The sequence below is a fragment of the Halovibrio variabilis genome (assembly GCF_007991175.1).
In the GTDB taxonomy this organism is placed as follows: domain Bacteria; phylum Pseudomonadota; class Gammaproteobacteria; order Pseudomonadales; family Halomonadaceae; genus Vreelandella; species Vreelandella variabilis.
Window position 1 is genome coordinate 132,696 of record NZ_BJXV01000012.1, and the last position, 25,207, is coordinate 157,902.

The following is a 25,207-nucleotide window of genomic DNA, read 5'->3' on the forward strand; positions in this document are numbered from 1 at the left end:
CTCTTCATTATAGGCAACCGGTCTACTCTACCTTCCTGGGCTTAACAGGAAAAGCATACCGTGGATGATAGAGCTGTTCGGCCAACGTGGCCACAGCCTGACGCAAGCGGTTAACGGCCTCTTGATGGCCGCCTGCTAAGGGCACGTTTTGGAACGCCCACGCGGCCAACTGCTGGGACAATGGCTGGTGCGTTGGTGTTAACGCGCAGTGGCTGACTTCACGGGCCAAGGCCTGCAACGCGGCTCTTGCCAGGGCCGGGTCGCGATGCGCCGTAGCCACATCCGTTACATCTTGCCACTCATGGGCACTGAGCGGTGCTTGAGGCAAGCTTGCCAGTAACAAAGCGACCACCGAGGCGGGTAGCATCCTGAGCTCAAACGCCAGCAGGCTGGGTAACGCCGCCTGAAAACGCTGCTTAAGTTCCATCAGCACGGTCTCACCCTGGGCATTCAGCGCTTTCGCTACCATCACCGCAAACTCGCCGGTCGCCGTTTCGCGGCTAATGCCTAAACGCACCGGCGTAAAGCCTTGTGCCAACCAAAACCGTAGCAGTGACGCTTCAGCGCCAAAGGTCGCGCCATAAAGCGCCACGCCCTGCTGCCTGGCGGCCGCCGTATCGTCGTCCAGCAGCGTTTGCCCCAACCCTTGGCGCCGCCGTTCAGGATGGGTAGCAATACGCACCACCCGCCGCCATTGGGCCGTCAATGCTTCACGACACCCTGCATGCGTGGCGAGCGACTGCGCCAACAGGTGCCCCTGCGGGCGACGTTCACCGCGCGCCACCTGATCAGCCAGCCCAGCCTCAAAGCCACCCTCATCGCGGGTTACCAGCACCGCCTGAGGTTCGCCTGCCTGCTCTATGACACGCAACTGTGTGCCTGGGCCATCCAGCAGTTGGCGCAAGTCGTTGGGCGAGGTGCGGTAGTGCGATTGCACCAGCAGCCCAAACAGCTTTTCCAGCGTTGCGTCCTGGTGTGCAAGCCAGCCGCGGTCGATAAGCGTAGACGCCGGCGCACTCGCCGCTTGCGGCTGAGCAATGGGCAGCGGTGCTTTTAACAGCAGCAGTTGATTGACCACGGCTTCCAATGGATCACCGCTACGAAAGCGAACAGGGGCGTGAATTTCCAGCGCTTTCCATTGCGGCGTCAGCCGCTCAAGGGTCGCGCGAAAGCGTAGCGCAAACCCACGTCCAGAGCCTTCATAGCCGTGCACCGTGGTAGCAAAGGCAACGCGTGGAAAAGCCGTTAACCACTGACCGAGCAGCGCCGCGGGGATGGCTGCCGCTTCATCGACCATTAAATAGCTGCCAGCGCCTCCCTGCTGCTGCGCCTCGACCTGCTCGGTTAAGCCATCCGGCGGTAAAAATAGCAGCTCGCTGCCCTGAGCAAGCTCAAAGCGGCCTGGCGCCGTTCGTTGGCCATCAGGACACACTGCCGCTACCCGCTCAAAGACGCTTTCTACCGCGCTGAGCCGCGGCGCGGTTAGCACGATGCGCTGGGTTTTACGTTTCAGCAGCCGCGCGCAGGCGATACCTAACGCCGCGCTTTTGCCGCGCCCGCGGTCTGCGGTTATCACCAGCGGCCGACGGCGCTTCAAACCGACCAGCTGGGCCACCGCGTAGGCCTGGTCTGAGGTCAGGCAGTCGCTATCGCCACCCCAATCACGCCTCGTGGCGCGGTTTGCATCGCTCGCGGGAAGCCGCGGGAAGCGCGGTCGGCAACCAGCCTTCCAGCGCACGATGTGCGTAGAAGTCTGCAGCTGACGCGCCAGCCGGGCCAGATAGTGACTGGTCAGATCAGACCAGTTCCGGGGGTAGTCGGCAAAGCGGGCGTAGTCCGGGTCGGGGGCATCTCCCCACGGCTGCGGCGTGATCAGCACAAGCAAACCACCCGTGGTCAGCGTTCCCGACAGGGCGCCTAACGCTTCGGGGTCAAACCCTGTGCGGTGGGTATCCATCACCACCAGCTGGTGCTCGGCGCCCAAGCGCGTCCGTGCCTTGCGCGGCGAAAGGGTCGGCAAAGGTGGCGCGGTTTTATCGCCTACCCATAAAGGCGCCTGCCAGGGGTGGGCCTGCCATACAGCCTGCGCGATGGCCTGGCACTGCTGAACATCGCCACTTAGCCATACCAGTTGGCGCCAGCCTCGGCGAGCTAAGCGATGTGCGTGATGAATCAGCGTCGCCACCGAACGAGCCTGCGTACTATTGTCTGCCAACGCTGCTGCCTCCTTTCACCCTACTTGATTGCTTGGCGTTACCGTTTGCCTGGCCGCTGGCACATAGCGTTTGGCGTCTTCTCACGCGCCTTCTGATTACAACTTTGGTTTAACACTTTAACTGCTTTCAACGTTTCTAGCCTGGCTAGCGGTCAGCAAGACACCTCCACCGTCACCCTAAGCAGTTGTTTGTTAAAAAATAAACATCTCTTTTAGACCAAATGTCGGAGGAATCACTGCTTTTGTGGATATTGCGCCGCAGCGGGCTTCCTGTGCTAATTTAGCCATGCAGCGTTTTAATCCTTGTTTACGTAAACGTAACCCAGTGCACTTTCCTGCATTCGGGTAACAAACACAACTAACGCCACGCGCCAAACCAGGAAACACACCATGAAAAAATTGACCCATTTCACGCTTACCAGCCTCGCAGCAGGCGTCGCCTTTGCTGCGCTAACCACCACGGTTCACGCTCAAGAAGAGTGGACAATGACCACCACTTGGCCAGATAACCTAGACCTCATCAAGATTGACCAACATTGGGTCGAGCTCGTCAACAAACTGGCGGGCGATGAGCTACAAATCAATTTCCGCGCGGGCGGCACGCTAATGCCGGGTACCGAGGTATTTGACGCCACTGAAACCGGCAGTATTGAAGCCGCTGGCGACTGGCCGGGGTATTGGGCGGGCCTAAACCCGGCGTTTTCACCGCTCGCCACCACCACCAGCCTATTCAACGGCGTTGACTACCTTAATTGGATTCAACAATGGGGCGGCCGCGAGCTGTACGAAGAAATCTATGGTCAGTTCAACATGGTGTACCTGCCCTACGGCATTACCAACAATGAGTCGGGCTTTATGGGCCGCACCCCCATTGAGAGCATTGCCGATTTAGACGGCAAGCGTCTGCGCCTTTCGGGCCGCGACCAGGGCCGCGTGCTGGAAGAGCTAGGCGGCTCCCAGGTCACCCTGGCAGGCGGCGAAGTCTATCAGGCCATTGAGCGCGGCGTTATCGACGCTGGCGAGTTTTCTACCCCCGGCGTCGATTACAATGCAGGCTTTGCCGAAGTCGCCGAGTATTGGGCAACGCCGGGCTGGCACCAGTCGGCCAGCGTGTTTGGGGTGATGATCAACCAAGACGCCTGGGACGCCCTCTCCGAAGATACCCAAGAAACCCTGCGCATTGCCGCCGATGCCACCATGGCATGGTCACTGGCCTGGTCAGAGCGCCAGTCGACTGAAGCCACCCAGAAGTTCATTGATGAAGGCGTCACCATCAACCACTTCTCCGAAGAGGACTTGGCGCGTATCCAGGAAGTGACCAATGAGGTCATCTTGCGCGGCGCTTGCGAAGACCCCGACCATGCCAAGGTCTACCAGTCCATGGTTGCCTACCTGGAGCACTATGCCACGTGGCGCGACGTGTCGGCGCCCTACAACATGAGCCGCGTGATGGATAACCTGCCCTCGCTGGAAGAGATCGAAGCCTGCCTATAAAACACTTGGGTACCGCCTCGGCACGGTGCCGGGGCGGTTGTTTGTGCTGACCGCGGAGATCTTCCATGAATGCGATTGCCAAGGCGATCGATGCCATCAATGAAACCCTTGGGCGTATTATCGCCCCGTTGATTGCCATCATCGCCCTCATTGTGCTTTTCGACATTGCCTCACGGTTTCTGTTTGGGCGCCCCAGTGACTGGGCCTTTGACGTAACCAAAATGCTGTTTGGCGCCCATTTCATGCTGATGGCGGCCTATGGGCTACGCCACCATGCCCATGTCGAAGTCGACGTACTCAAGCGCTTGCTGTCGCGCAAAAAGCAGGCCGCGCTTGAGCTGCTCGGCTATCTGATTTTCTTTGTCCCGTTTATTTGGATGTTGATCACCCTGGGCTGGAGCTTCTTTGAGCGCGCGTGGAGCCGCGGCGAAACCACCTACGGCATGGTCTCAATCCCCGTCTACCCGATTAAAGGGGTGATTGTGGTCGCCGCAGTACTGATTCTGCTGCAGGCCATCGCCATTGTGCTACGCGCTATCATGGTGCTGCGTGAGGAGACATCGGCATGAACCTAAGTCCTGAATTACTCACGCTGGTAATGTTTGGCGGCCTGATGGTGGGCCTGTTTATGGGTCACCCGCTGGCCTTTGTGCTCGGCGGTGTGGCGGTGATCGGCGCCTTCCTTGGCCCCGGTGAGCGTATCCTCGGCACCCTGATCAATAACATTTTCGGCAACGCCATGGACAACTACGTGCTGGTGGCGATACCGCTGTTTATCCTAATGGCACGCTTCTTAAACGACTCGGGCGTGACCGAGAAGATGTTTGACGCCATGCGCTTGCTGTTAGCCAACCTGCGCGGCGGGTTGGCACTGACCGTGGTGATCGTGTCGGTGCTGCTGGCCGCCACCACGGGCATTGTGGGCGCCTCCATTGCAGTGATGGGCATGATTGCGCTGGTGCCGATGCTTAAGTATGGCTACAACAAAGAGCTAAGCGCAGGCGTGATCATGGCCAGCGGCTGCTTGGGGATTTTGATCCCGCCCAGCATTATGCTGATCTTGATGGCCAGTTACTCGCCGGTATCGGTGGGCGCGCTGTTTGCAGGCGCCCTGGTACCAGGCTTACTGCTCGGGGTCATGTATGCGCTTTATGTTCTGATCATCTGCTATATCAAACCCAGCTACGGCCCCAAGGTACCGGCTGAAGAGCGCGCTGAAGTCAGCACTAAACAACTGCTGATCATGCTGGCGAAGTACGTGGTCCCGCCGATGTCGTTAATCCTTGGCGTATTGGGTGCGCTATTTACCGGTGTGGCCACGGCCACCGAGGCCTCGGCCATCGGCGTGTTTATCGCTTTCATCCTGTTTATGATTTTCGGTGACCGTAAAGCCTCTACCTGCTTCTGGACAATGATAGAAGCAGGTAAAACCACCACCATGGTCATGCTCGTGCTGGTGGGGGCGACGGCGTTTACCGGCGTGTTCTCCCGCGGCGGCGGGATGACCGTGATCAGCGAGCTGGTGCTGGCCATGCCGGGCGGCACCGTTGGCGCGCTGATCTTGATGCTGTTCCTGGTGTTTATCCTGGGCATGTTCCTGGATTGGACCGGCATTGTGCTACTGAGCTTCCCGATCATGCTGCCAATCGTCGACACCATGGGCGTGGATATGCTGTGGTTCGTGGTGATGGTCGCAGTGGTACTGCAGACATCCTTCCTGACGCCACCCTTTGGCTACGCACTGTTCTACTTGAAAGGGGTGGCACCGCCGGGGGTCGAAATCGTTGATCTGTACAAAGCGGTCGTGCCCTTCGTCGCGTTGATTCTGCTGGCGTGTACGCTAATGGCCTTCTTCCCCTGGCTGGTGACGGGCCTGCCCGGCCTGATGATCGGTTACTAAGCCTGCGACCCTAGCGGCGGATAGGCGGATGAAGCTGCAGCCGTGCAGCGCCAATGCTACTATTCACGCCCGACAGCGTGTTGCATTTGGCGTTTGCTGCGCCCACTTCCGCTTATTCAAGGAGAGTTCGCTTGCTCAGAACAGGTCGTCGCGGGCTATCCGCCGTCTCCGCTTCGCTTGGCCGTCGTACCAGCCCCTGGTCGATTGCGCTAATGGCCGTTGCATTGATCGTCGCGCTACCGGTGCTGGTGGTGTTTGCCCATATCGTTATGCCCACCGACGGCGTTTGGCAACACTTAGCCAGCACCGTGCTAAGTCGCTATTTGCACAACACCTTTTGGCTGGTGACGATCGTAGGACTCGGCACCCTAATTATCGGCACGGGCACCGCGTGGCTGGTGGTGATGTGCCGTTTCCCCGGTAAACGACTCTTCGAATGGGCCCTGCTGCTTCCGCTGGCAGTGCCCACCTACGTGATTGCCTACGCCTATACCGATTTCCTGCAGTTTGCTGGCCCGTTACAAAGCCTGCTGCGCGAAACCTTTGGCTGGGCGTATGGCGATTACTACTTTCCCAATGTGCGCTCCCTCGGCGGTGCCGCCACGGTGATTACGCTGGTACTCTACCCTTACGTCTACCTACTGGCCCGCGCCTCGTTTTTGGAGCAATCGGTGTGCGTGCTGGATGTCGGCCGGACGCTAGGCCGTGGGCCCTGGAAACTGTTTGCCAGCGTCGCCGTACCACTGGCACGCCCAGCGCTGGTAGGCGGCGTATCACTAGTGCTCATGGAGACGCTTAATGAATTTGGCGCTGTCCAGTTCTTTGGCGTCGATACCTTTACTACTGGCATCTATCGCACCTGGTTTGGGTTGGGTGAGCAAGTCGCCGCGGCGCAGTTGGCGGCGTGTCTACTCACCTTCGTTATTGTCCTGGTACTGCTGGAGCGCTGGTCACGGGGCAAACGCCGCTACTTTCATACCACCAATCGCTATCAGCAGTTACCCGAATACGCCCTGCACGGCTGGCGCGCCGCCGCGGCGACGCTGGCCTGCCTGGTGCCGGTGCTGGTGGGCTTTTTACTGCCCAGCGGTATTCTGCTCAATCTATCGCTGCAGGGGGGCGATTCACTCTGGGGGACGCGCTTTATCGGCTACGCTTGGAACAGCCTGGGGCTGGCAACGGTGGCCGCCATATTGGCTGTGGGCCTCGCGGTCGTACTCAGCTACGGCGTGCGCATGCACGATACGACCTTTGCGCGGGTGGCTTCCCGCGTGGCGTCCATGGGGTATGCGATACCCGGCTCAGTGGTGGCGGTGGGGATTTTAATTCCCTTCGCCTGGTTGGATAACGCCCTCAACACCTGGCTTAACGACCACTATGGTTACATTATTGGCTTGGTGTTTAGCGGCTCGGCATTTATTTTGTTGTACGCCTACGTGGTGCGCTTTTTAGCGGTTTCATTTAACGCCGTTGAAGCCAGCTTGGGTAAAGTCACCCCGAGCATGGACGCCGCTTCGCGCACCCTGGGCCAAACCGCTGGCGGTACGCTGCGCCGCATTCACACACCGCTGATGCGCAGCAGCCTTCTGGCAGCAGGCATTCTGGTGTTTGTGGATGTGATGAAAGAACTGCCCGCGACGATTATCTTGCGGCCGTTTAATTTCGACACCCTGGCGGTCCGCGCACACAACTTGGCGTCCGACGAACGGTTGGCGGAAGCCTCCACCGCGTCGCTCACCATTGTGGTGGTGGGGATTTTGCCGGTTATCTTGCTGAGCCTGGCCATGCGCCGCGCGCGGCCCGGCAGCCAGGCTTAGACGATACCTGAAAACTGACGCGCCTGTTGACGTTCAATGGGCCGAGCTAGGGAAAACAAACACCTGGGAATGGTCCAAATCAATGTCGATCGGCTGACCTTCCTGAGGTAGAAAAACCCCCGGCACGCGGGCATGCAGGTGCGCTTCCAGGCCCCCTTCCCCATGGGCGCAGAGGTGAATCAGGCTAGTGCGCCCTAACAGCTTGGCCATCACCACATGGCTGTGGCTGTGGGCTTCAGCTGGCAGGTCGCGCGCTTGGATTCGCAGCGCTTCGGGGCGAATCATAATGTGCGCGTCGCTCCCCTCGGGCAGCCAACTGGCGTCCACGACACCGAGAGGCGTCTGCACTTTGCCACCCTTCACCGTACCGTTTAGCTCATTGACATCGCCAAAAAACGTCACCACGAAAGGGTCGCTTGGCGCGCAGTAGAGTTCCCGCGGGGTACCCGTTTGGATAATTTTGCCATCCCGCATTAGCGCGATGCGATCGGCCATAAACATCGCTTCTTCAGGATCGTGGGTCACCAGCAAGGTGGCCGAGCCAAGTTTCTTTAATACGTGCAGCGTGTCGTCGCGAATACGATCACGCAGCCGCGCATCCAGGCTGGAAAACGGCTCATCCAACAACATCAACCGCGGCCTGGGGGCAAGGGCACGCGCCAGCGCCACACGCTGCTGCTGCCCGCCTGACAGCATGTGCGGGTAGGTGTCGACATAATCCCTCATGCCTAACTGCGTAAGCAGCTCAACCGCCCGTTCGCGCCGCTGCTGGGAAGGCAGGTGTTTCAGTCCGAACGCCACGTTTTCCAGCACGCTTAGGTGAGGAAACAATGCTGAATCTTGGAAAGCCAGCCCCACGTTGCGCTTTTCTGGCGGCACATGGCGCTTACCCGGCGTCGCGATTGACACCCCTTCCAGGCTAACCTCGCCCTTTTGAAGCACTTCCAGCCCTGCCGCAATCCGCAGTAGCGTGGTTTTTCCACAACCAGAGGGGCCCAACAGACAAACGACTTCCCCTGGGGCAATATCCAAGTCGACCCCTTTGACGACTTGGTTAGCCGCAAACGTGTGCTGGACACCGCGCAATGACAGGGTCTGCGCATGGGTCGCAAGATCAGAAAGTGACACAGTTGCCGTCATTTTTTCACCACTCTTTCGTTCGCATGCTACGCAGTTAACGCCATACAGTTGCGAACACGGTTGCAAGTTATTTGTATTCTATTTTTTATTGCGATGAGATGCACGTCTGGCGGCTTTCGTTGAATGCGGTTGGTTAGCATTCAACTTGACCTCAACGCGGATAGCGGCTTGAATGTTTCATAGTGATAATGCAACTTATTATCAGAATTTCCTGTTATCAACACCGTAGGAGATATTCGTGATGACAAAAGCACGCCTGACGCTATCCATCGCCGCCATTCTGGCTGGCTCCGCCGTTGCCAGCAGCGCACTGGCCAACGAGCTTAATCTTTACTCCGCTCGCCACTACGACTCGGACGAGCGTCTCTATGATGCGTTCACCGAAGAGACCGGGATTGAAGTCAACATTCTTGAAGGCGACTCCGACCAGCTGATTGAACGCATTCAGCGCGAAGGCGTGGCAAGCCCCGCCGATGTGATGATGACCGTCGACGCGGGTCGCCTATGGCGCGCGGAAGATGAAGGCATTTTCCAAAACGTCGAGTCTGACGTTCTTAACGAGCGCCTGCCCGAATCCATGCGTCACCCAGACGGCCAGTGGTTTGGTTTTAGCCAGCGCGCCCGCGTTATTTTCTACAACCGCGAAAACTTCGACCCGAGCCAGATCACAAGCTACGAAGACCTCGCCGACCCGCAGTTTGAAGGTCAGGTATGCATCCGCTCTTCCAACAATATTTACAACCAGTCGCTACTGGCCTCAATGATTGAGCATCACGGCGAAGAGGGTGCCGAAGAGTGGGCCCAGGGCGTGGTGGATAACATGGCGCGGGATCCCGAAGGTGGCGACACCGACCAGATTCGTGGCGTTGCCAGCGGCGAGTGCGATATCGCCGTCGCCAACCACTACTACTATGTACGCCTGCTGAAATCCGACGACGACGCTGATCGCGAAGCGGCGCGTCAAGTCGGCATTATCTTTCCTAACCAGGATGGCCGCGGCACCCACGTCAACGTTGGCGGCGCCGGTGTGGTTGAGGGCGCGCCGAATCGTGACAACGCCGTTCGCTTCCTTGAGTACCTAGCGTCCGACACGGCTCAGGAAATCTTTGCCTCTGGCAACAACGAGTTCCCCGTGGTTGAGGGCATTAAGAAAGACCCGGTGCTGGAATCTTGGGGCGACTTCGAAAAAGACAACGTCAACATCAGCATTCTGGGTGAAAACAACCCCGAAGCGATCCGCATTTTTGATCGCGTCGGCTGGCGTTAAGCGTTAACCCTAGCGGTTATCTTGACCCCGCAGCCAGTGGCTGCGGGGTTTTCGTTTAACGGCTTATCGTATTAGCTGTTTATTGTATCAATGCGCTTCATCCCAGTTGGCGCCGCTTTCAGCCTCCACAATCAGCGGCACTTTAAGCTCCGCCGTGCCCTGCATGCGTTGCTGTACCTGCTCGATAAACGCCTCTACCTGCTTCTCTGCCACTTCAAACACCAGCTCGTCGTGTACCTGCATCACCATCAGCGCATCGAACTCGCCTTCCGCCAGCCACGCATCCACATCAATCATCGCCTGCTTGATAATATCCGCCGCGGTGCCCTGCATCGGCGCATTAATGGCCGTACGCTCGGCGCCTTGGCGACGGTTACGGTTTTGCGACTGAATTTCCGGCAGGTAGAGCCGCCGGCCTAGCACGGTTTCGACAAAGCCATCTTCCGCCGCCTGGGAGCGAATGCGCTCCATATAGCGGGCCACGCCAGGGTAGCGGTCGAAGTAGCGGTCGATGTAGGTTTGCGCCTGGTTACGTTCGATATGCAGCTGGCGTGACAACCCCCAGGCGCTCATGCCATAGATCAAGCCGAAGTTAATCGCTTTGGCGCTGCGTCGCTGATCCCCCGACACCTTCTCAAGGGAGGTACCAAAGACCTCTGCCGCGGTGGCAGTGTGGATATCGCGCCCTTCGGCAAACGCTTCCAGCAGCCCTTTATCTTCAGAAAGATGCGCCATAATGCGCAGCTCAATCTGCGAGTAGTCGGCGGCGACAATGCGGTAGCCGGGGCGGGCAATAAACGCCTGACGGATTTTGCGCCCCTCTTCGGTGCGAATGGGGATGTTCTGTAAGTTAGGGTCCGACGACGACAGCCGCCCGGTGGCGGTGACCGCCTGGTGGTAGCTGGTGTGCACCCGTCCCGTGGCTTTATTGAGCAGCCGCGGCAGCTTATCGGTGTAGGTGGATTTAAGCTTGGCCAAGCCGCGATGCTCCATAATCACTTTCGGCAGCGGGTAATCCAGCGCCAGCTCTTCCAGCACTCCTTCAGCGGTGGAGGGCGCCCCTTTGGGGGTTTTCTTCAGCACCGGGATTTTCTGCTCTTCAAACAGAATCTGGCCCAGCTGCTTGGGCGAACCCAGGTTAAATTCGCGCCCGGCCAGCTCAAACGCCTCGCGCTCCAACTCGCCAATACGCTTGTCTAACTGCTGGCTCTGTTTGTGCAGTAGTTCAGCATCCACGGCGACCCCGTTACGCTCGATGCGCGAGAGCACTTTGATCAGCGGCAGTTCGATATGATCGAGCACCTCCGCTAGGCGCCCTTCGCTCTCAACCTGGGGGCGTAGCGTTTCTTGCAGCCGTAGGGTGATATCGACGTCCTCGCAGGCGTAGGGGGCCGCCTGCTCCAGAGCAATCTGGTTAAACGTCAGTTGTTTAGCGCCCTTACCAGCAATCTCTTCAAACGAGATGGTCTTTTCGCCCAAATACTTCAACGCCAGTGAATCCATATCGTGGCGGGTGGCGGTAGAGTTGAGCACGTAGGAGGCCAGCATGGTGTCGGCAAACGGACCGGCCACGGAAATTGCATAGTTGGCCAGTACCGAAATATCGTACTTGAGGTTCTGACCAATCTTGGTTTTTTGCGGGTCTTCCAGCAGCGGTTTTAGCGCCGCCAGCACTATTTTTCGGTCAAGCTGCTGGGGGGCATCCAGGTAGTCGTGGGCAAGCGGAATATAGGCTGCCTTCCCCGCTTCCAGCGCCAAGCCAACGCCAACGATTTCCGCATCCATATAGTTAAGGCTGGTGGTTTCCAGGTCAAAGCAGAAACGTTCGGCGTTTTGTAGCCCCTCCAGCCAGTGCTCAAAGTCACTTTGTTCGAGAATTATCTGATCTTCGCGGTCTGGCTTTGCAAGGGCAGGCTCTTCGCGAGGTGCACTCAAACGCTGCGCTTCGCTACCCGCATCCTTAGCGCTAGCGGGCGCCGGCTCGCCGCCTTTAACGTCATCCACGCCTTCGTCCTTGCCTTCCAGCAGCTCGCCCAGCCACTGGCGGAACTCCATCTCTTTATACAGCGTGACCAGCGCCTCGCGATCCGGGTGGGCGATATCCAAATCATTCAGACCCACCGGCAAATCACAATCGACTTTGATGGTGGCCAGTTGATAGGAGAGAAACGCCTGTTCACGGTGCTCTTCAAGCTTTTTGGGCAGTGTTTTTGCGCCCCGGAAGCTGAGTGTTTTCACCCGCTCTAAATCGCCATAAATGGTATCCAGTCCGCCGCCCATGCCTTGCAGCAGGCCGATGGCGGTCTTCTCACCCACGCCAGGAACGCCGGGAATGTTGTCGACTTTATCCCCCATCAGGGCGAGAAAATCGATAATCAACGCGGGTGGCAGGCCGAACTTTTCTTCCACACCTGCCTCGTCCAGGGTTTCGTCCTTCATAGTGTTAACCAGGGTGATATGCGCATTGACCAGCTGTGCCATGTCCTTATCGCCGGTGGAGATTACCGCGTCGCGCCCGGCCTCGGTGGCATGATGCGCCAGGGTGCCAATCACGTCGTCCGCTTCGACGCCTTCAATGCACAGCAGCGGCAGGCCCAGCGCTTTTACACAAGCGTGCAGCGGGACAATTTGGCTGCGCAGATCGTCCGGCATCGGCGGGCGGTGGGCCTTGTAGTCGCTGTATAGGTCATCGCGGAAGGTTTTTCCCGGCGCGTCGAACACCACCGCCATGGGGCTTTCGGGGTAGTCCTTGATCAGCCGTTTAAGCATGTTCAACACGCCTTTCACCGCCCCGGTGGGTTGACCGTTTGAGGTCGTGAGCGGCGGTAACGCGTGAAACGCGCGGTAAAGGTACGAGGAGCCATCGACGAGGACGATCGGAGCGCGAGCCATAACCAAGTTCCATTATTGAAAAATTGCTAAAAAGAAGCATAAAAAGAGTTACCGCTATAATACGCGTTGCGCAGTCTGCCTGCAGAGCCAAAACGCTTGTGTGCCTATATCGATAACGACAACGCTGCCAACTGAGCTTTCAAGCCGCTACAATAATGGGCTTAGCAACCTGGGCGAGACTCTCATGGCTGTATTTACTCCGCTTAGCGACGCACAGGTCGCCGCGTTTTTAGAAAAATTTGATGTTGGCAGTTTCGTTTCCCTACAGGGCGTGGCGGGCGGCACCGAAAATTCGACGTTTTTTGTCACCACTGACCGCCGCGAACTGGTGTTAACGCTGTTTGAACAAGGCGAGCACGCCGAGCTGCCGTTCTTTGTTGAACTGCTGGACTATTTAGACGAGCACCGCTTACCGGTGCCGGGTACGGTGCACGACCGGGAAGGTGTCGCGCTGCATAGCCTGGAAGGTAAACCGGCGCTGCTGTTTCCTCGCCTGCCTGGCCGCCACCCCGAAGCTCCCAATTTAGCCCAGTGCCACGCCTTGGGCGACACCCTGGGCCGTATGCACGTGGTGTCGAAGCGTTTTTCCGGCCACCGCCCGAACCCGCGCGACCTCAACTGGCTGCATGTGATGCACCACAAGGTGCTGAGCTACCTAAGTCCCGCCGATCAAATGTTGATGAAGGACGAAATCGACGATTTTGAAAGCGCCTTCAGCCAGCACGATTCGCTGCCCCAAGGCGCCCTGCACGGCGACCTTTTCCGCGACAACACCCTGTTTGAGGGTGATCAACTCGGCGGTATTATCGACTTTTACAACGGCTGCACCGGCGACCTGTTGTTTGACTTGGCAATTGCGATCAACGATTGGGCCTCTAACGACGATGGCACGCTTCACCCTGAGCGCTATAACAGCCTGCTGAGCGCCTACCAAGCGCGCCGTCCATTAACCCCCGTTGAAAGGGCGCTATGGCCCACCATGCTCCGCATGACGGCGCTGCGTTATTGGCTATCGCGCCTGCTGGTGGTCTACGTCGACCCGCCGGCCCACGACTTGACACCCCACGACCCCGACCGTTTCCGCACTATTTTAAACGCGCGCATTGCCCACGGTGCGCTGCCGCTGCCTGAGGTTTCTGCATGACTGTGATGGAAACAACTAGCCCTGCGCTTCGCGCGCGGCGCACCTGGAACATCGACCAATGGGGCAGCGGCTACTTCGATGTCGACGACCAGGGCCAAGCACTGGTGCGCCCGCTGGGTAGCGACGCCGAAGGCCCGGCGCTTCCACTAAGCGGGCTGGTTCGCCAGTTGCAGAGTGCCGGCCTACGCCTGCCGGTACTGGTGCGTTTCAGCGATATCCTCCACGACCGGGTTGAGCAGCTGTGCGGCGCGTTTGATGCCGCCATGAGCGACTGCAACTACCAGGGCGGCTACACCGCCGTCTACCCCATCAAAGTCAATCAGCAGCGCCGCGTGGTGGAAGAGATTTTGGCCACGACTGAGCGTGGCAACGGCCGCGTGGGGCTTGAAGCGGGCAGCAAGCCAGAGCTGCTCGCGGTGTTGGCGCTTTCTGACAAAGGCTCATCGTTGATCGTTTGCAACGGCTACAAAGACCGCGAGTATGTGCGCTTGGCGCTGCTGGGCGAGAAGCTCGGCCATAAGGTTTATCTCGTGGTTGAAAAGCTCTCCGAACTGCAGCTGATTTTAGAAGAGGCTCGCAAGCTACACGTCACCCCGCGGATTGGCCTGCGCGCCCGCCTTGCCTCGGTGGGTAAAGGCAAATGGCAGAATACCGGCGGCGAGAAGTCCAAGTTCGGTTTAACCGCCAGCCAGATTCTTGAGGTGGTGGACACCCTGCGTGACCAAGACGCGCTGGAAAGCCTACAGCTGGTGCACTTCCATCTGGGGTCACAGATCGCCAATATTCGCGATATTCAGCGCGGCCTACGCGAGTGCGCGCGCTTCTATCAGAACCTGATGGAGCTGGGCGCGCCGATTGACACGGTGGACGTCGGCGGCGGCCTGGGCATCGATTACGAAGGCACCCGTTCGCGCAGCTTCTGCTCGGCCAACTACTCGATGCGCGAATACGCGCGTAACGTCGTCAGCGCCTTTGCCCAACTGTGCCAAGAAGCCAACCTGCCGCAGCCGCATTTAATCAGCGAATCCGGCCGTGCCCTGACCGCCCACCACGCAGTGCTGATTACCAACGTGATTGGCGAAGAGCGTATCGATGATACACCGCCCGTTCGACGCCCTCAGGACGATACCCAAGTCGATTTGCTATGGCGGGTATTCGAGCAACTCGCCAAGCCCCAAGAGCCGCGCGTTTTGGTCGAAGCGTGGCACGACCTACTGCAAGCGGTGAGCGAACTGCAGGACCGTTTTGTGATGGGGTTAAGCGACATTGCCGCCCGTGCCGAGGGCGAGCGGGTATATATGGCCGCCTGCGCGCGGCTGCGTACGCAGCTCGACACCCGCAACCGCGCCCACCGCGAGATCATGGACGAGCTGGCGGAAAAGCTTGCCGATAAACTGTTCGTCAACTTCTCGCTGTTTCAATCCGTGCCCGATGTGTGGGGCATCCAACAGATTTTCCCAGTGCTCCCCCTAAGTGGCCTCAATCAAGCCCCCACCCGGCGGGCGGTGATCCAGGATATTACCTGCGACTCCGACGGCCGTATCGACAGCTACGTTGATGGTCAGGGCGTGGAAAGCACCCTGCCGCTTCCCGAGTGGGCAACGGACGACGAGCGCTGGCTAGGCTTTTTCTTAGTGGGCGCCTATCAGGAAATTCTAGGCGATCTGCATAACCTGTTTGGTGATACCGACTCCGTCGACGCCGCGCTCAATGCCGACGGCGAGTGGACGCTGTCTAACCCGCTAGCGGGCGATTCGGTGGCCGACGTGCTGGCCTACGTCAACTTCAATGCCAATGCGCTAAAGCAGAAGCTCACCGACCAACTAGCGGCAAGCGGCTTTACGGCTGAAGAGCAGGCAGGCTTTGCGGCGAGTTTAAGTGAAGGGCTCGAAGGCTATACCTATCTTGAATAGCTTGGCTGGAATAGCTTGGCTTGAATAATTTGGCTTGAATAGCCGAAAAAATGCCACCCGTGATTAACGGGTGGCGTTTTATTGGCTTAACGCTTACGGCTGCTTAAGGCGTCTTCGTTATTCAACCACGCTGGTTTCAACGTCTAAACCACCGGTCAAGGTTAGGCGCAGTTTTGAGCCGCGCACCAACTCCCCAACCCCTGAAGGCGTGCCGGTTAGAATCACATCGCCTGGCTCTAGGGTGAAGTGACGGCTCATTTCGGCCACCAGCGTGGGAACGGCAAAGATCATATCAGCCCCCTCACCGTGCTGACGCTCTTCACCATCAATCTCAAGCGTGAACTCCAACGCATTCCAGTTGGGTACCCGGCTTAGTGGCAGAAACGTCGAGAGCGGGCAGGCACCGTCGAATGCTTTGCAAACTTCCCAGGGGTGCCCCTTCTCTTTTAGCTTCGTCTGCACATCACGCAGGGTCAGATCCATCGCCAGCCCAATCCCTACAATGGCACGCTCGGCTTCATCCAGGGTGGCATGGGTTAAGGTTTCACCCACCAGCAGAGCAAGCTCTACTTCGTAATGCACATCGCCGCGGGAAAAAGGTGGATCCAACGGCTTGGTGAGATCAACCACACTGGTCGCTGGCTTAATAAACAGCAACGGCTCCGTGGGAATCGGATTATCCAGCTCTTTCGCATGGTCGGCGTAATTACGCCCGATGCAGACAACCTTGCCCAGTGTATGGGGAAACTCCTGGCCATCGGTAAACTGTGGAACAAAACGCATGGCGGGTATTCTCCTTCTCATTATGCGTGCCGCATTTGCAACGACAGCCGCAACAGTTTACCCCACCTCTACTAAGGTTCCACACCCCCCAGCCATGATTTTGTCTCCCCACGACATCTTAGCGATATGACGCAGCCTGTTGATCAGGGCGATGGGCCAAGAAATCAGGCCGCGGTTTTCCCGCTGCATAGGGTGCTTGGCAGCGGTTGTCCGGGCGATTAAACACAAAAAAAACGTTGCTGCGCGGGTCGGGCGACAGATTAGCGTTTGAGGCATGCAGGGTATTGCAATCGAACAGCAGCAAGCCACCCGCCTTGCCTTTTGGCGCTTCAATACCGTGTTCAGTCACCAGTTCTTCAAGCGCTTCGGGGCTCGGCACACCCACTTCCTGCGCTTTCAACGAGCGTTTGTGGTTGTCTTCCGGCGTTTCACCCAGGCACGGCACGAATTTCTTGTGCGACCCGGGGATCAGCATGAGCGGGCCGTTGAACTCGTGATTGTCGGTCAAGATCAACGACGCGCTAACCGCGTGCATTTCCGGCATGCCATCTTCTGCGTGCCAGGTTTCAAAATCCGAATGCCAGTTAAAGCCCTTACCGGCAAACCCCGGTTTATAATTGATACGTGACTGATGCACGTAGGGCTCGTCGCCAATAATTTGCCGGGCCGCGCCGGCGACGCGCTCGTCACTGGCCAGCTGACCCAAGCGCTCGGAAAGAAAGTGCACCGCAAACAGCGAGCGAATTTCCTGGCTGTCGGGTTCAGTGACGCTGAAATCTTTATCGAGATACTCATCGTTGTTCAGCAACGCCTTCATTTCTTGACGCAGCTGATCAAGCTCAGCGCCTTCAATGAGGTTGGGAATAAACAGATAGCCTTTTCGCTCAAACTCATCAAGCTGCGCCTGGCTCAACGGCCCGGAGAGCTGGCGACCTTTGACCACTGCCTCTTGGCGTGGCAGCCAGGTTTTCTCAGGAATATCAGCCAAACGCGACGGGTAGGCATCCTGTACCGGTGTGCGCTGAGCCTGTGTGCTGTGAACATTAGGCGTATCGGCCATTTCACTATATTGCTTATGGATGTTTGCCGTATTTAACGATGTCTTTTTGACTGTCATCTAATCCACTCCTTGTATGATTAGGTTTCAGATCGAAGATATTGCAAAGCGTAATCATAATGCACAACCTAAACGGCGTGTAAGGAGTAGCCTAGCCAACTTAAACGTCTCTGCAAGGCGCGTTTGCCGGTTTGATAACGTAGGTTACGTGAAAAAATTTAAGAGTGGTTTTTAAGGCAACACGAAGGCTAATCAACGCTTTCAAAGCAACCTTATTGGCTGCTAATCGTTCTGAAAGCGGCGCCTGGCTGACCATCAAGGAGTACCTATGATCCCCAAACGGGAACGCGGCAAAGTAGAGAGAAAACTGATCGCTTCGCTGACCCACGCCTGCGAGCAGGCCAAGCCTCAATATCAGGGGTTCGAGTGGCTCACCCATCGCGTCGACTACTTACATTTTCCTGACAGTTTGCTCGTTACCTGGGTATTCGATACGGACGCCCATCTGACCCAAGCGCTCAAGAGCGAAACTAAGCAGCGTTTGTACGCGCTTACCGCTACGGCGCTGGCCGAGGCCGACGTCGCGATTGACGATATTTCACAGCATACCGATTTTGATAGCGAACAGGCCTGCCAGCGCACCCATAACGGTAACTGGCAACGCCGATTACAATCGACTGCAGTGCGTCATTGATGACTAAAAAAATCGACAGCCCCTGCGTATCCCTCTGCCAGCTCAAGGGTGGCCTGTGCACCGGCTGCGGAAGGAGCACGGAGGAAATACGCCAGTGGAAATCGATGAAACGCCCGGAAAAAATCACCGCCCTCAAGCGAGCAGATCAGCGCCGCAAAAAACTCAATAAGTAGTGCTGATATAAGGCTTGTTCAAGGTCTTTCGGCGTTGACAGCCAATCGTCTACGTTAGCATACCGGCTTGGTACGCCAAGTCATGGCACCGTGCGCATGGCGTGTTCGCTGGGCGATACTATGGGGGAAAGCCGTCATCGCTTAGCTGCCAATAAGCGGGGCGGATTTAAGCGCTGCGATGGACGCTGTACTTGCGCATAATTTTGCATTAGCAAACTTTTATAAAAGTCTATTTATTTACTAAATAGGATTAGGTAGTATATCTTCGGCTCATAAAAAAGTATTAGGAATATGGCGCTATGGTGACGTATTTTGCAGCGCGCCCTTTGCTGAGCCCCAGCACAGGTAGATGTCAAATAAAAACCACAGAGCATGTGAAGGATAAAAATTATAAGAATATTCTCGCAAAGCAAGCGGGTGGCCAAATACTCAATTCGCGGGCGGTCGTTGATATTAGCAGCATTAGAATAGGCTAACTTTCAACTGCTGAGAAACACGTTTTGCAAATAAGCTAAACTTATCAACCTTTTTGGTTGGCTTCTCTGCTTGTAATAAACAAGCGGTATCTCAGTGAGGCATTGATGCTTCTGCGCCAAAGGCGTATTTAAAACTTAAGGAAAATGAACATGATTCAGCTAAAAGACCAAGTTGGCGATGCGATTGTACCAGCGGTTATTCAGGCGCTTGTCGTTTGTGTGGTACGATTTTTTACTATTCCTTGGTCAATCTGGAAAGGAGCGGCCTTACGCCTAGCTGCGATGCGTCAAAGTAGTGACGAAGAAAAGGTAGCTTCTAGCAAATCTGAATTCCCTGTTTTTGATTGGTTTAGAGCCGCCTGGGATGGCGCTATTTTTCTATCGTGGTTTATCGGCATCTTGATAAGTGTTATTGCACTGATTGGCGGTAGCATGGGGTACGGCGGTCTCATGCAAGGTATTGCGGCTGGTGTAACCGTGCTGGTGTATTTTTACTTCTCTGTGATTGGCATGTCATTACTAAAAGAAGGCTTGATTTTGGTTTTATCGATTGCGCTAAACATGGAGCGTCTAGTCAATAAGAGTTAAAAATGTTTGATGATTACACCCCCTAAACAATACTGTTTAGGGGGTTGCTGGTGGACTTTATCGGTGAAGCACCCATAAAGTCCACCAGCACATAAATTTTCGTCTAACGTCAAAACGCTTTTTGAAAGCCGCCTATTAAGCTGTAAGACGAAGGCCTTCATGCTCATGTTTTTTTATTGATCAACGCCCGAGAGCAGACAATTATCTACGCATATTTTTTCGCGTATCAAAAATATTATAAATCAAATGCTTACTGACTACTTATTTTCGATTTACTTTTCCATAGGCACTTAAAAGCATGGCGTGTAGAAGACGTGACGGTTTGCTATTGGTTACAACAATAAACCGCCAACTAATTTTGAGGTGGTGCATCTTTATCAGCGCTAGCAATCCTTACAACTAATTACACTACCTATCCCCAAGGCTTTTTCAATCAATTTTTCTACACTAAAACATCAATACAATTATTTAATTAAATAATTATCTAGTATATGAAAAATCACCTTATGGTCAACACCATAGAGAACTAATAGTAATTTAACTACGCAACATTCAGCTTCTCATATGAGCTTATATGACGAAGCAAGGATTTTGCTATAACCTCACCTAATCTTACCGGCACCGCATTACCAATCAAACGTCCTAAACGACTGAACTTAACGTCTTCATTATTAGCAATAAACCTATAATCTCTAGGGAATGTTTGTAGCATTGCAGCCTCTCGCAAAGAAATAGCCCTATCTTGCTCAGGATGACCAAAACGACCATTCCCATACCCAAAACACTGTGTTGTAATTGTAGGGCCTACTGCATCCCACTCCATTCGCCCATAAACACTAGGAAATGTTGAGCCAGTTTTTTTCCTGTGGCAGTTGGCCTGCAGACTTTCGGGCCAATCTCTCCAAGTACCGCCAGGCTTTGATGCTTTAATTCTCTTAATATTAATTTCGCTGAGAGAAGAAGATACATGTAGTGGATCGTGCTTATTTCTTCGACCAGCTTGGATTTTTTCAAGACTGCCTATAGCTTGTCTAACAGTAATTTTTCCACCAAAATCATTTGGAATATAGAGTTCATTTCTTCCTAACTTTGAAGCTAGCAATACCAATCTTTTACGAGTTTGAGGGATCCCAAAATTTTGACAATCAACAATAGACCACCAAACATAATAGCCTTTAAGTTGTTCGAGAAATTCCTGAAAAACTTGATGTCTGGGCAATTGAGGCACATTTTCCATCACCACTAAATCTGGTGAGGCTTCTTCCACGAGTCTACCGAATTGTAAAACAAGCGACCATTGCTCAGACCTTGCTTTATCTTTTTTACTACGACTATATGTTGAAAATGGTTGGCAAGGTGCACATCCCGCTATTAATTTAAGCCCGGCATGTTGGCCGAACATATCATCAATATCAGCTTTCTTTATCTCGCTAACATTTTTTTCAACGAAAAGCGCCTTATTATTCTTCTCAAAAGGATACTTACAATGTGAATCTATATCCACGCCCGCCCGTACTTCTATACCAGCACGAAGTAAGCCATGAGCAAGACCACCAACACCACAGAATAGATCAACCGCTGCGATTTTTGAAAAATTACAAATCGTCATTAACAAGCACTCTCATGCAGGACGCTTATCATCCAAAAGGAATTCATATCTCTCCACATAACCACAAAAACACTCAACGACTTCCTCTAGATACTTTACCGCTCTTTCCTTAAGATCTAACAACTCGCTAACAGTTGTGTTTTCTGCACTTTCTGTAAAGGATAAAGAGCCGTGAGCCAGCCTATTTCTTAAGCTTTTAACTAAAGAAAGAGCCCCCATATCATCTCTTATAGGCCTTTTAACTCCACTATGAATATCACGACTAATATTCAAATTAAAACCGAGCCTGATAGTCATTTTTTCAATTGCCCCATCATCCCAATTTCCTCCTCCACCTTTTTCAATAGAAAAAGTTTTAACAGGCAAAGAAGAAACAAAATAACGGCAAACCTCTAGCGCTTGGGCTAAACGTTTATCAGGCGACAAATCAACATGAGTCCTAGCCATAGATCTTACCCACTCACGGAAAAGCTCTTCCCGAAAATCGGATGGAAGCCAGCTTTCATTGTTTGTTGCTGCTCTGGCAACCATATCCAAACATAAAGTTATCGTCGCCTCTACTAAATTATAAAGCTGTAAATACACACAAGAATATAGAATTTTTAACTGCTGTCTACTTATCGCATCGCTCTCACCTTCAATTCTTGGCGCACCATTAGTAGACTGGCGGTCAAGTGCTTCTAACAAATCCATGTAAGAGTTAACTTCATCAAGGCGCTCTTTAAATGTATTTCTCAGCAGTTCCACTTTAACCACCTAAAAGTTTAGTCTTTACGAAATTTATTCGCCCAAGAAGCCTTGCTTTTGCATTAGCGCCATCCGAGCCTGTAACTTTAGGAAACTCCTTGTCTTCCATCCATATCCTAACATCACCAACTTCTTCTACTGATAATTCAGGCTTTTCTTTAAGTGCCATCTTAACGCCTATGGCTATTGACTCAAATCTAGCTTTAGGAGTTGCTTTTCCTTTTACTGTCTTTCTAAAACCATATGGAAACACTTCGTCAACGAATTTCATACTGTTTAAAAAATCACTAGAATACTCCTCAACGAGAGAAGCATCCTCTTCAGCTTTACGATTCATTTTCTTCACATAATTAAATAAAAATTCAGACGGCTTATCTTTATATTCAGAAAGGTCATCTCCATATGCAAAATACCGAGTAATCAACTCTTCTCTAACTCTTTCATTTTTTTCTTTTTGTGAAACAGGAGCAAGCTTCTCAAAGAGAGGCATCTCCGCACATTTAGTTATCATATTCATGAAAGGCCCAGCCAGAGCCCCTCGACGAATCTCCGCTTTATTAGCTACTTTACTTCCCGTATTTATCCTGTCAAACATATCGAATCTAGCTTGCTCATCTGCATGCTCGTTTAAAACAATACCCCTGACTGAACGATTAAGAGTTTTTCTTTTCCTTGAGTCTAAAAGCTCTGAAAACTTGAATCCTGAAAGCTTTTCAAGACTTTCAAGCTCTCCCAACCTAAAATCTTTATAAATAAATTCTTCAATTGTCCGTAACCGCTGTGATCCATCAACAATTTCAAGCCGTCCGTCAGGCATTTCCCAGAAAAACAAAAAAGGGATTGGCAAGCCAATCATTAGGGACTCAATGAACCTTGACTTCCTTTCATCTTCCCACGTGTACTCCCTCTGATAATCAGGAACAACAAAATCACCTTTCTTCATTTTGTCTGCTAACAGCTCGACAGAGTATTCGGTAAGGTAAAATTCAATCCTCTTTGAGAGCTCGACAATTTGCATCTCTGCAAGCTCGGCTTCTTTTTGGGTTTTTAGATGTATTACTTTTTTATTGACCATTGCACCCACTCTTAACTAACAAACCAATCTACATATCGAGCTGATAGCTACAAATTATCGAAATAAAAGTGTAACGCGTTCGACTTTCAGTGTTTGATTTACTCTACCACTTAGAGGTAAGAAACGATATACGAGGCATTAGAGCTGCATGAGGTAAGGCTAAATTAATTAATTTAACAGAAAAAAACAAGCTAAGCGGGCCTATAAAAAAAAAAGGCCACCTTGACAGGTGGCCTTTTGAATTCTCTAACGCTCTGATTTTAACCACTTTTCAGTGGTGCCGACACCAGGAGTCGAACCCGGGACCTACTGATTACAAGTCAGTTGCTCTACCAACTGAGCTATGTCGGCGCTTCACGTTTTTCTTGAGAGCATGATTGCTTCGCTGTTAGGCTCTGCAATCAACAAGAAATTTGGTTGGCAATGGCTGGGGTACCAGGATTCGAACCTGGGAATGCCGCTACCAAAAAGCGGTGCCTTACCACTTGGCGATACCCCAGCAGTGTGGTGGCCAGAGACGGAATCGAACCGCCGACACGGGGATTTTCAATCCCCTGCTCTACCGACTGAGCTATCTGGCCGCTGCCAACGGTGCGTATTAAACTAAAATCGACGCTTATCGTCAACACCTTTGTGAAACTTTCTTGCCATACCGGCGCTTAGGGGTGTTTTGTACTGCGCTTGTCATCGCACCGCTTGGTAGCTTATGGCTGTGAAGGCGGGACGTACCCTTCGGCCTGATCGGTTTCTTGGTTATCGAAGAAGCGCTGCATCTGCTCCATCAGGTATGCCCGTGATTCTGGATCCAGCATATTCAGGTGCTTTTCGTTGATCAGGCGGGTTTGCAGCGACTGCCAGGCTTCCCACGCGGGCTTGGAAACCGTGGCCTGAATCTCTTGACCCTGTTTACCCGGCAGCGGTGGAAACGGCAACGCTTCCAGCTCTTTTTGGTACTTGCGGCAAAAAACAGTGTTGCTCATAGGATGCTCCTGGTGCTGCGATTTTATGGGTGATCATTTAACCCACTAGAAAACGCCTAGGCGTGACCTGGGGTTGGATTGAGAGTAAACGGTGCCAGCTGGCTGAGCAGAGCTTTGACCGGGGCAGCCAGGCCCAGCTCAGGCGGATGATTGATGTCGTACCACACGCCGCTTTCGCGAATACCGCCCAGCCTATCGCAGCTGACCGGCTGCGGGGTAATCGCTAGGCGAAAATGGCTAAAGGTATGATAAAAGCTGGCCTGGGTACTTTCACGCTCGGGGTTCACCGCGTGGGCTTCCAGCCAGTCGTTGAGCTCGCTGTGCTTGTCAAACTGCGGCAGGCTCCATAACCCGCCCCATAGGCCCGTAGGCGGGCGCTTCTCCAGCCATACCCGACCTTCCGGGTCGCGCAGCATCAGCATGATTGTCTGGCGCGTGGGCAGCGCCTTCTTCGGCTTGGATTCAGGGTAACGCTGCGGCTCGCCCTGGGCATAGCCCAAACAGACATCATTAAACGGGCAGCGCGGGCAATCGGGCTTGCTGCGTTTACATAGCGTGGCGCCAAAATCCATCATCGCCTGAGTGTAATCGGCTAACCGCGTGGCGGGAGTGTAATACTCGGCCAGCGCCCATAGCTTGCGCTCTACCGCTGGCTTGCCCGGCCAGCCAGGCAAAGCATGCAGGCGAGTAAGCGAGCGCTTTACATTGCCATCTAAAATGGCGGCCCGATGCCCGGCGCTTTGCGCAATGATAGCGCCAGCAGTGGAACGGCCAATGCCAGGGAGCGCCACTAAAGCGTCGATACTGTGTGTCGGTAGTTCTCCACCGTGCTCGGCTACCGCAACCTGGGCGGCTTTATGCATGTTGCGCGCACGGGCGTAATAGCCAAGCCCGGTCCATAAGTGCAGCACTTCGTCCTGCGGTGCATTAGCCAGCGCTTCCAGTGTAGGAAAGCGCGCCATAAAGCGCTCAAAATAGGCAATAACGGTGGTGACCTGGGTTTGTTGCAGCATGATTTCCGACACCCACACCCGATAAGCGCTGCGCGGTGATTGCCAAGGTAAGTCGTGGCGGCCATGTTGATCGAACCAAGCCAAAAGACGACGCTGAAACTCGTCCGCCGCCAGCCGCGGCGTGGGCATATCCGCCATGCACGCTCCTGAAACAGAATGTTTCATATAGACAAGGTCTCAATAAAAAAGCGCCGGTGTTGAGGCCGGCGCAGCACTGATGGCTTACATTT

At 54.3% G+C, this 25,207-nt stretch carries 20 protein-coding genes and 3 tRNA genes; 10 read left to right on the forward strand and 13 right to left on the reverse strand.

The window, feature by feature from the left end:
- Positions 1–22: 22 nt before the first annotated feature.
- Positions 23–2,215, reverse strand: coding sequence for a tRNA(Met) cytidine acetyltransferase TmcA (locus tag HVA01_RS12005; RefSeq protein WP_246129597.1), 2,193 nt, complete (start codon positions 2,213–2,215; stop codon positions 23–25).
- Between the two features lie 390 nt (positions 2,216–2,605).
- Between HVA01_RS12005 and dctP the strand changes: the two genes are divergently transcribed.
- The 4 genes from dctP to HVA01_RS12025 all read left to right on the forward strand — a co-directional run bounded on the left by dctP (position 2,606) and on the right by HVA01_RS12025 (position 7,426).
- Positions 2,606–3,709: a TRAP transporter substrate-binding protein DctP gene (gene dctP / locus HVA01_RS12010; protein WP_146875652.1), complete on the forward strand. Its 1,104-nt coding sequence runs from the start codon at positions 2,606–2,608 to the stop codon at positions 3,707–3,709.
- A gap of 65 nt (positions 3,710–3,774) precedes the next feature.
- A complete protein-coding gene (locus tag HVA01_RS12015) occupies positions 3,775–4,278 on the forward strand; it encodes a TRAP transporter small permease subunit (RefSeq protein WP_146875653.1) in 504 nt (167 codons plus the stop codon).
- Positions 4,275–5,609: a TRAP transporter large permease gene (locus HVA01_RS12020; RefSeq protein ID WP_146875654.1), complete on the forward strand. Its 1,335-nt coding sequence runs from the start codon at positions 4,275–4,277 to the stop codon at positions 5,607–5,609. The genes HVA01_RS12015 and HVA01_RS12020 overlap by 4 nt, the downstream gene beginning before the upstream one ends.
- Before the next feature lie 212 nt (positions 5,610–5,821).
- Entirely contained in the window at positions 5,822–7,426 is a 1,605-nt protein-coding gene (locus HVA01_RS12025) for an ABC transporter permease (RefSeq protein WP_246129602.1), read from the forward strand.
- A gap of 33 nt (positions 7,427–7,459) precedes the next feature.
- Here HVA01_RS12025 and HVA01_RS12030 read toward each other — a convergent pair whose 3' ends face one another.
- Positions 7,460–8,566: an ABC transporter ATP-binding protein gene (locus HVA01_RS12030; RefSeq protein WP_146875656.1), complete on the reverse strand. Its 1,107-nt coding sequence runs from the start codon at positions 8,564–8,566 to the stop codon at positions 7,460–7,462.
- Positions 8,567–8,807: 241 nt separating this feature from the next.
- Here HVA01_RS12030 and HVA01_RS12035 point away from each other — a divergent pair, with 241 nt between their 5' ends.
- Complete coding sequence (locus HVA01_RS12035) at positions 8,808–9,833, forward strand: Fe(3+) ABC transporter substrate-binding protein (protein WP_146875657.1); 1,026 nt, start codon at positions 8,808–8,810, stop codon at positions 9,831–9,833.
- 87 nt (positions 9,834–9,920) lie between these two features.
- Here the strand turns inward: HVA01_RS12035 and polA are convergent, their stop codons facing one another.
- Complete coding sequence (polA, locus tag HVA01_RS12040; protein WP_146875658.1) at positions 9,921–12,725, reverse strand: DNA polymerase I; 2,805 nt, start codon at positions 12,723–12,725, stop codon at positions 9,921–9,923.
- 184 nt (positions 12,726–12,909) lie between these two features.
- On the opposite strand from polA, the gene HVA01_RS12045 reads away from it, so the two are divergent.
- Together HVA01_RS12045 and speA are read left to right on the forward strand one after the other, a co-directional pair.
- Positions 12,910–13,869, forward strand: a complete 960-nt coding sequence (locus HVA01_RS12045; protein ID WP_146875659.1) for a homoserine kinase — start codon at positions 12,910–12,912, stop codon at positions 13,867–13,869.
- Positions 13,866–15,782 (forward strand): biosynthetic arginine decarboxylase, encoded by a 1,917-nt coding sequence (gene speA, locus HVA01_RS12050; RefSeq protein WP_146875660.1) that lies wholly within the window; start codon positions 13,866–13,868, stop codon positions 15,780–15,782. Before HVA01_RS12045 ends, speA begins: the two co-directional genes overlap by 4 nt.
- 117 nt (positions 15,783–15,899) lie before the next feature.
- Here the strand turns inward: speA and HVA01_RS12055 are convergent, their stop codons facing one another.
- Together HVA01_RS12055 and thpD are read right to left on the reverse strand one after the other, a co-directional pair.
- Positions 15,900–16,565: a fumarylacetoacetate hydrolase family protein gene (locus HVA01_RS12055; RefSeq protein ID WP_146875661.1), complete on the reverse strand. Its 666-nt coding sequence runs from the start codon at positions 16,563–16,565 to the stop codon at positions 15,900–15,902.
- Positions 16,566–16,683: 118 nt separating this feature from the next.
- Positions 16,684–17,682 carry an ectoine hydroxylase gene (gene thpD, locus HVA01_RS12060; RefSeq protein WP_146875662.1) on the reverse strand — a complete coding sequence of 333 codons (999 nt, stop codon included), beginning with the start codon at positions 17,680–17,682 and terminating at the stop codon, positions 16,684–16,686.
- A gap of 268 nt (positions 17,683–17,950) precedes the next feature.
- Between thpD and HVA01_RS12065 the strand changes: the two genes are divergently transcribed.
- From HVA01_RS12065 to HVA01_RS12075, 3 genes are all read left to right on the forward strand, one after another.
- The gene (locus tag HVA01_RS12065; protein ID WP_146875663.1) at positions 17,951–18,316 is read left to right on the forward strand and encodes a hypothetical protein; all 366 of its coding nucleotides are present in this window, start codon (positions 17,951–17,953) and stop codon (positions 18,314–18,316) included.
- Complete coding sequence (locus HVA01_RS12070) at positions 18,316–18,489, forward strand: DUF1289 domain-containing protein (RefSeq protein ID WP_146875664.1); 174 nt, start codon at positions 18,316–18,318, stop codon at positions 18,487–18,489. The genes HVA01_RS12065 and HVA01_RS12070 overlap by 1 nt, the downstream gene beginning before the upstream one ends.
- 626 nt (positions 18,490–19,115) lie before the next feature.
- Positions 19,116–19,553, forward strand: coding sequence for a hypothetical protein (locus HVA01_RS12075; protein ID WP_146875665.1), 438 nt, complete (start codon positions 19,116–19,118; stop codon positions 19,551–19,553).
- Between the two features lie 541 nt (positions 19,554–20,094).
- On the opposite strand, the gene HVA01_RS12080 is transcribed toward HVA01_RS12075, so the two are convergent.
- The 8 genes from HVA01_RS12080 to mutY all read right to left on the reverse strand — a co-directional run bounded on the left by HVA01_RS12080 (position 20,095) and on the right by mutY (position 25,115).
- The gene (locus tag HVA01_RS12080) at positions 20,095–21,162 is read right to left on the reverse strand and encodes a DNA cytosine methyltransferase (protein ID WP_146875666.1); all 1,068 of its coding nucleotides are present in this window, start codon (positions 21,160–21,162) and stop codon (positions 20,095–20,097) included.
- 12 nt (positions 21,163–21,174) lie between these two features.
- Positions 21,175–21,909 (reverse strand): MAE_28990/MAE_18760 family HEPN-like nuclease, encoded by a 735-nt coding sequence (locus tag HVA01_RS12085; protein ID WP_170243513.1) that lies wholly within the window; start codon positions 21,907–21,909, stop codon positions 21,175–21,177.
- A gap of 1 nt (position 21,910) precedes the next feature.
- Positions 21,911–22,984: a DUF262 domain-containing protein gene (locus HVA01_RS12090; protein ID WP_146875667.1), complete on the reverse strand. Its 1,074-nt coding sequence runs from the start codon at positions 22,982–22,984 to the stop codon at positions 21,911–21,913.
- A 275-nt stretch (positions 22,985–23,259) separates the two neighbouring features.
- Positions 23,260–23,335 (reverse strand) — tRNA-Thr (locus HVA01_RS12095).
- A 73-nt stretch (positions 23,336–23,408) separates the two neighbouring features.
- Positions 23,409–23,483, reverse strand: a tRNA-Gln gene (locus HVA01_RS12100).
- Positions 23,484–23,489: 6 nt separating this feature from the next.
- A tRNA-Phe gene (locus HVA01_RS12105) sits at positions 23,490–23,565 on the reverse strand.
- A gap of 123 nt (positions 23,566–23,688) precedes the next feature.
- Entirely contained in the window at positions 23,689–23,964 is a 276-nt protein-coding gene (locus HVA01_RS12110; protein WP_146875668.1) for an oxidative damage protection protein, read from the reverse strand.
- Positions 23,965–24,020: 56 nt separating this feature from the next.
- Positions 24,021–25,115, reverse strand: a complete 1,095-nt coding sequence (gene mutY, locus HVA01_RS12115) for an A/G-specific adenine glycosylase (RefSeq protein ID WP_146875669.1) — start codon at positions 25,113–25,115, stop codon at positions 24,021–24,023.
- Positions 25,116–25,207 lie beyond the last annotated feature (92 nt).

Coding starts and splice junctions, on each gene's coding strand:
- thpD (WP_146875662.1), bottom strand. CDS start 17,682: ATGACAGTCAAAAAGACATCGTTAAATACGGCAAACATCCATAAGCAA.
- HVA01_RS12025 (WP_246129602.1), top strand. CDS start 5,822: ATGGCCGTTGCATTGATCGTCGCGCTACCGGTGCTGGTGGTGTTTGCC.
- dctP (WP_146875652.1), top strand. CDS start 2,606: ATGAAAAAATTGACCCATTTCACGCTTACCAGCCTCGCAGCAGGCGTC.
- HVA01_RS12110 (WP_146875668.1), bottom strand. CDS start 23,964: ATGAGCAACACTGTTTTTTGCCGCAAGTACCAAAAAGAGCTGGAAGCG.
- HVA01_RS12070 (WP_146875664.1), top strand. CDS start 18,316: ATGACTAAAAAAATCGACAGCCCCTGCGTATCCCTCTGCCAGCTCAAG.
- HVA01_RS12030 (WP_146875656.1), bottom strand. CDS start 8,566: ATGACGGCAACTGTGTCACTTTCTGATCTTGCGACCCATGCGCAGACC.
- HVA01_RS12080 (WP_146875666.1), bottom strand. CDS start 21,162: ATGACGATTTGTAATTTTTCAAAAATCGCAGCGGTTGATCTATTCTGT.
- HVA01_RS12075 (WP_146875665.1), top strand. CDS start 19,116: ATGATTCAGCTAAAAGACCAAGTTGGCGATGCGATTGTACCAGCGGTT.
- HVA01_RS12045 (WP_146875659.1), top strand. CDS start 12,910: ATGGCTGTATTTACTCCGCTTAGCGACGCACAGGTCGCCGCGTTTTTA.
- HVA01_RS12035 (WP_146875657.1), top strand. CDS start 8,808: ATGACAAAAGCACGCCTGACGCTATCCATCGCCGCCATTCTGGCTGGC.
- HVA01_RS12015 (WP_146875653.1), top strand. CDS start 3,775: ATGAATGCGATTGCCAAGGCGATCGATGCCATCAATGAAACCCTTGGG.
- HVA01_RS12065 (WP_146875663.1), top strand. CDS start 17,951: ATGATCCCCAAACGGGAACGCGGCAAAGTAGAGAGAAAACTGATCGCT.
- HVA01_RS12020 (WP_146875654.1), top strand. CDS start 4,275: ATGAACCTAAGTCCTGAATTACTCACGCTGGTAATGTTTGGCGGCCTG.
- HVA01_RS12090 (WP_146875667.1), bottom strand. CDS start 22,984: ATGGTCAATAAAAAAGTAATACATCTAAAAACCCAAAAAGAAGCCGAG.
- polA (WP_146875658.1), bottom strand. CDS start 12,725: ATGGCTCGCGCTCCGATCGTCCTCGTCGATGGCTCCTCGTACCTTTAC.
- mutY (WP_146875669.1), bottom strand. CDS start 25,115: ATGGCGGATATGCCCACGCCGCGGCTGGCGGCGGACGAGTTTCAGCGT.
- speA (WP_146875660.1), top strand. CDS start 13,866: ATGACTGTGATGGAAACAACTAGCCCTGCGCTTCGCGCGCGGCGCACC.
- HVA01_RS12055 (WP_146875661.1), bottom strand. CDS start 16,565: ATGCGTTTTGTTCCACAGTTTACCGATGGCCAGGAGTTTCCCCATACA.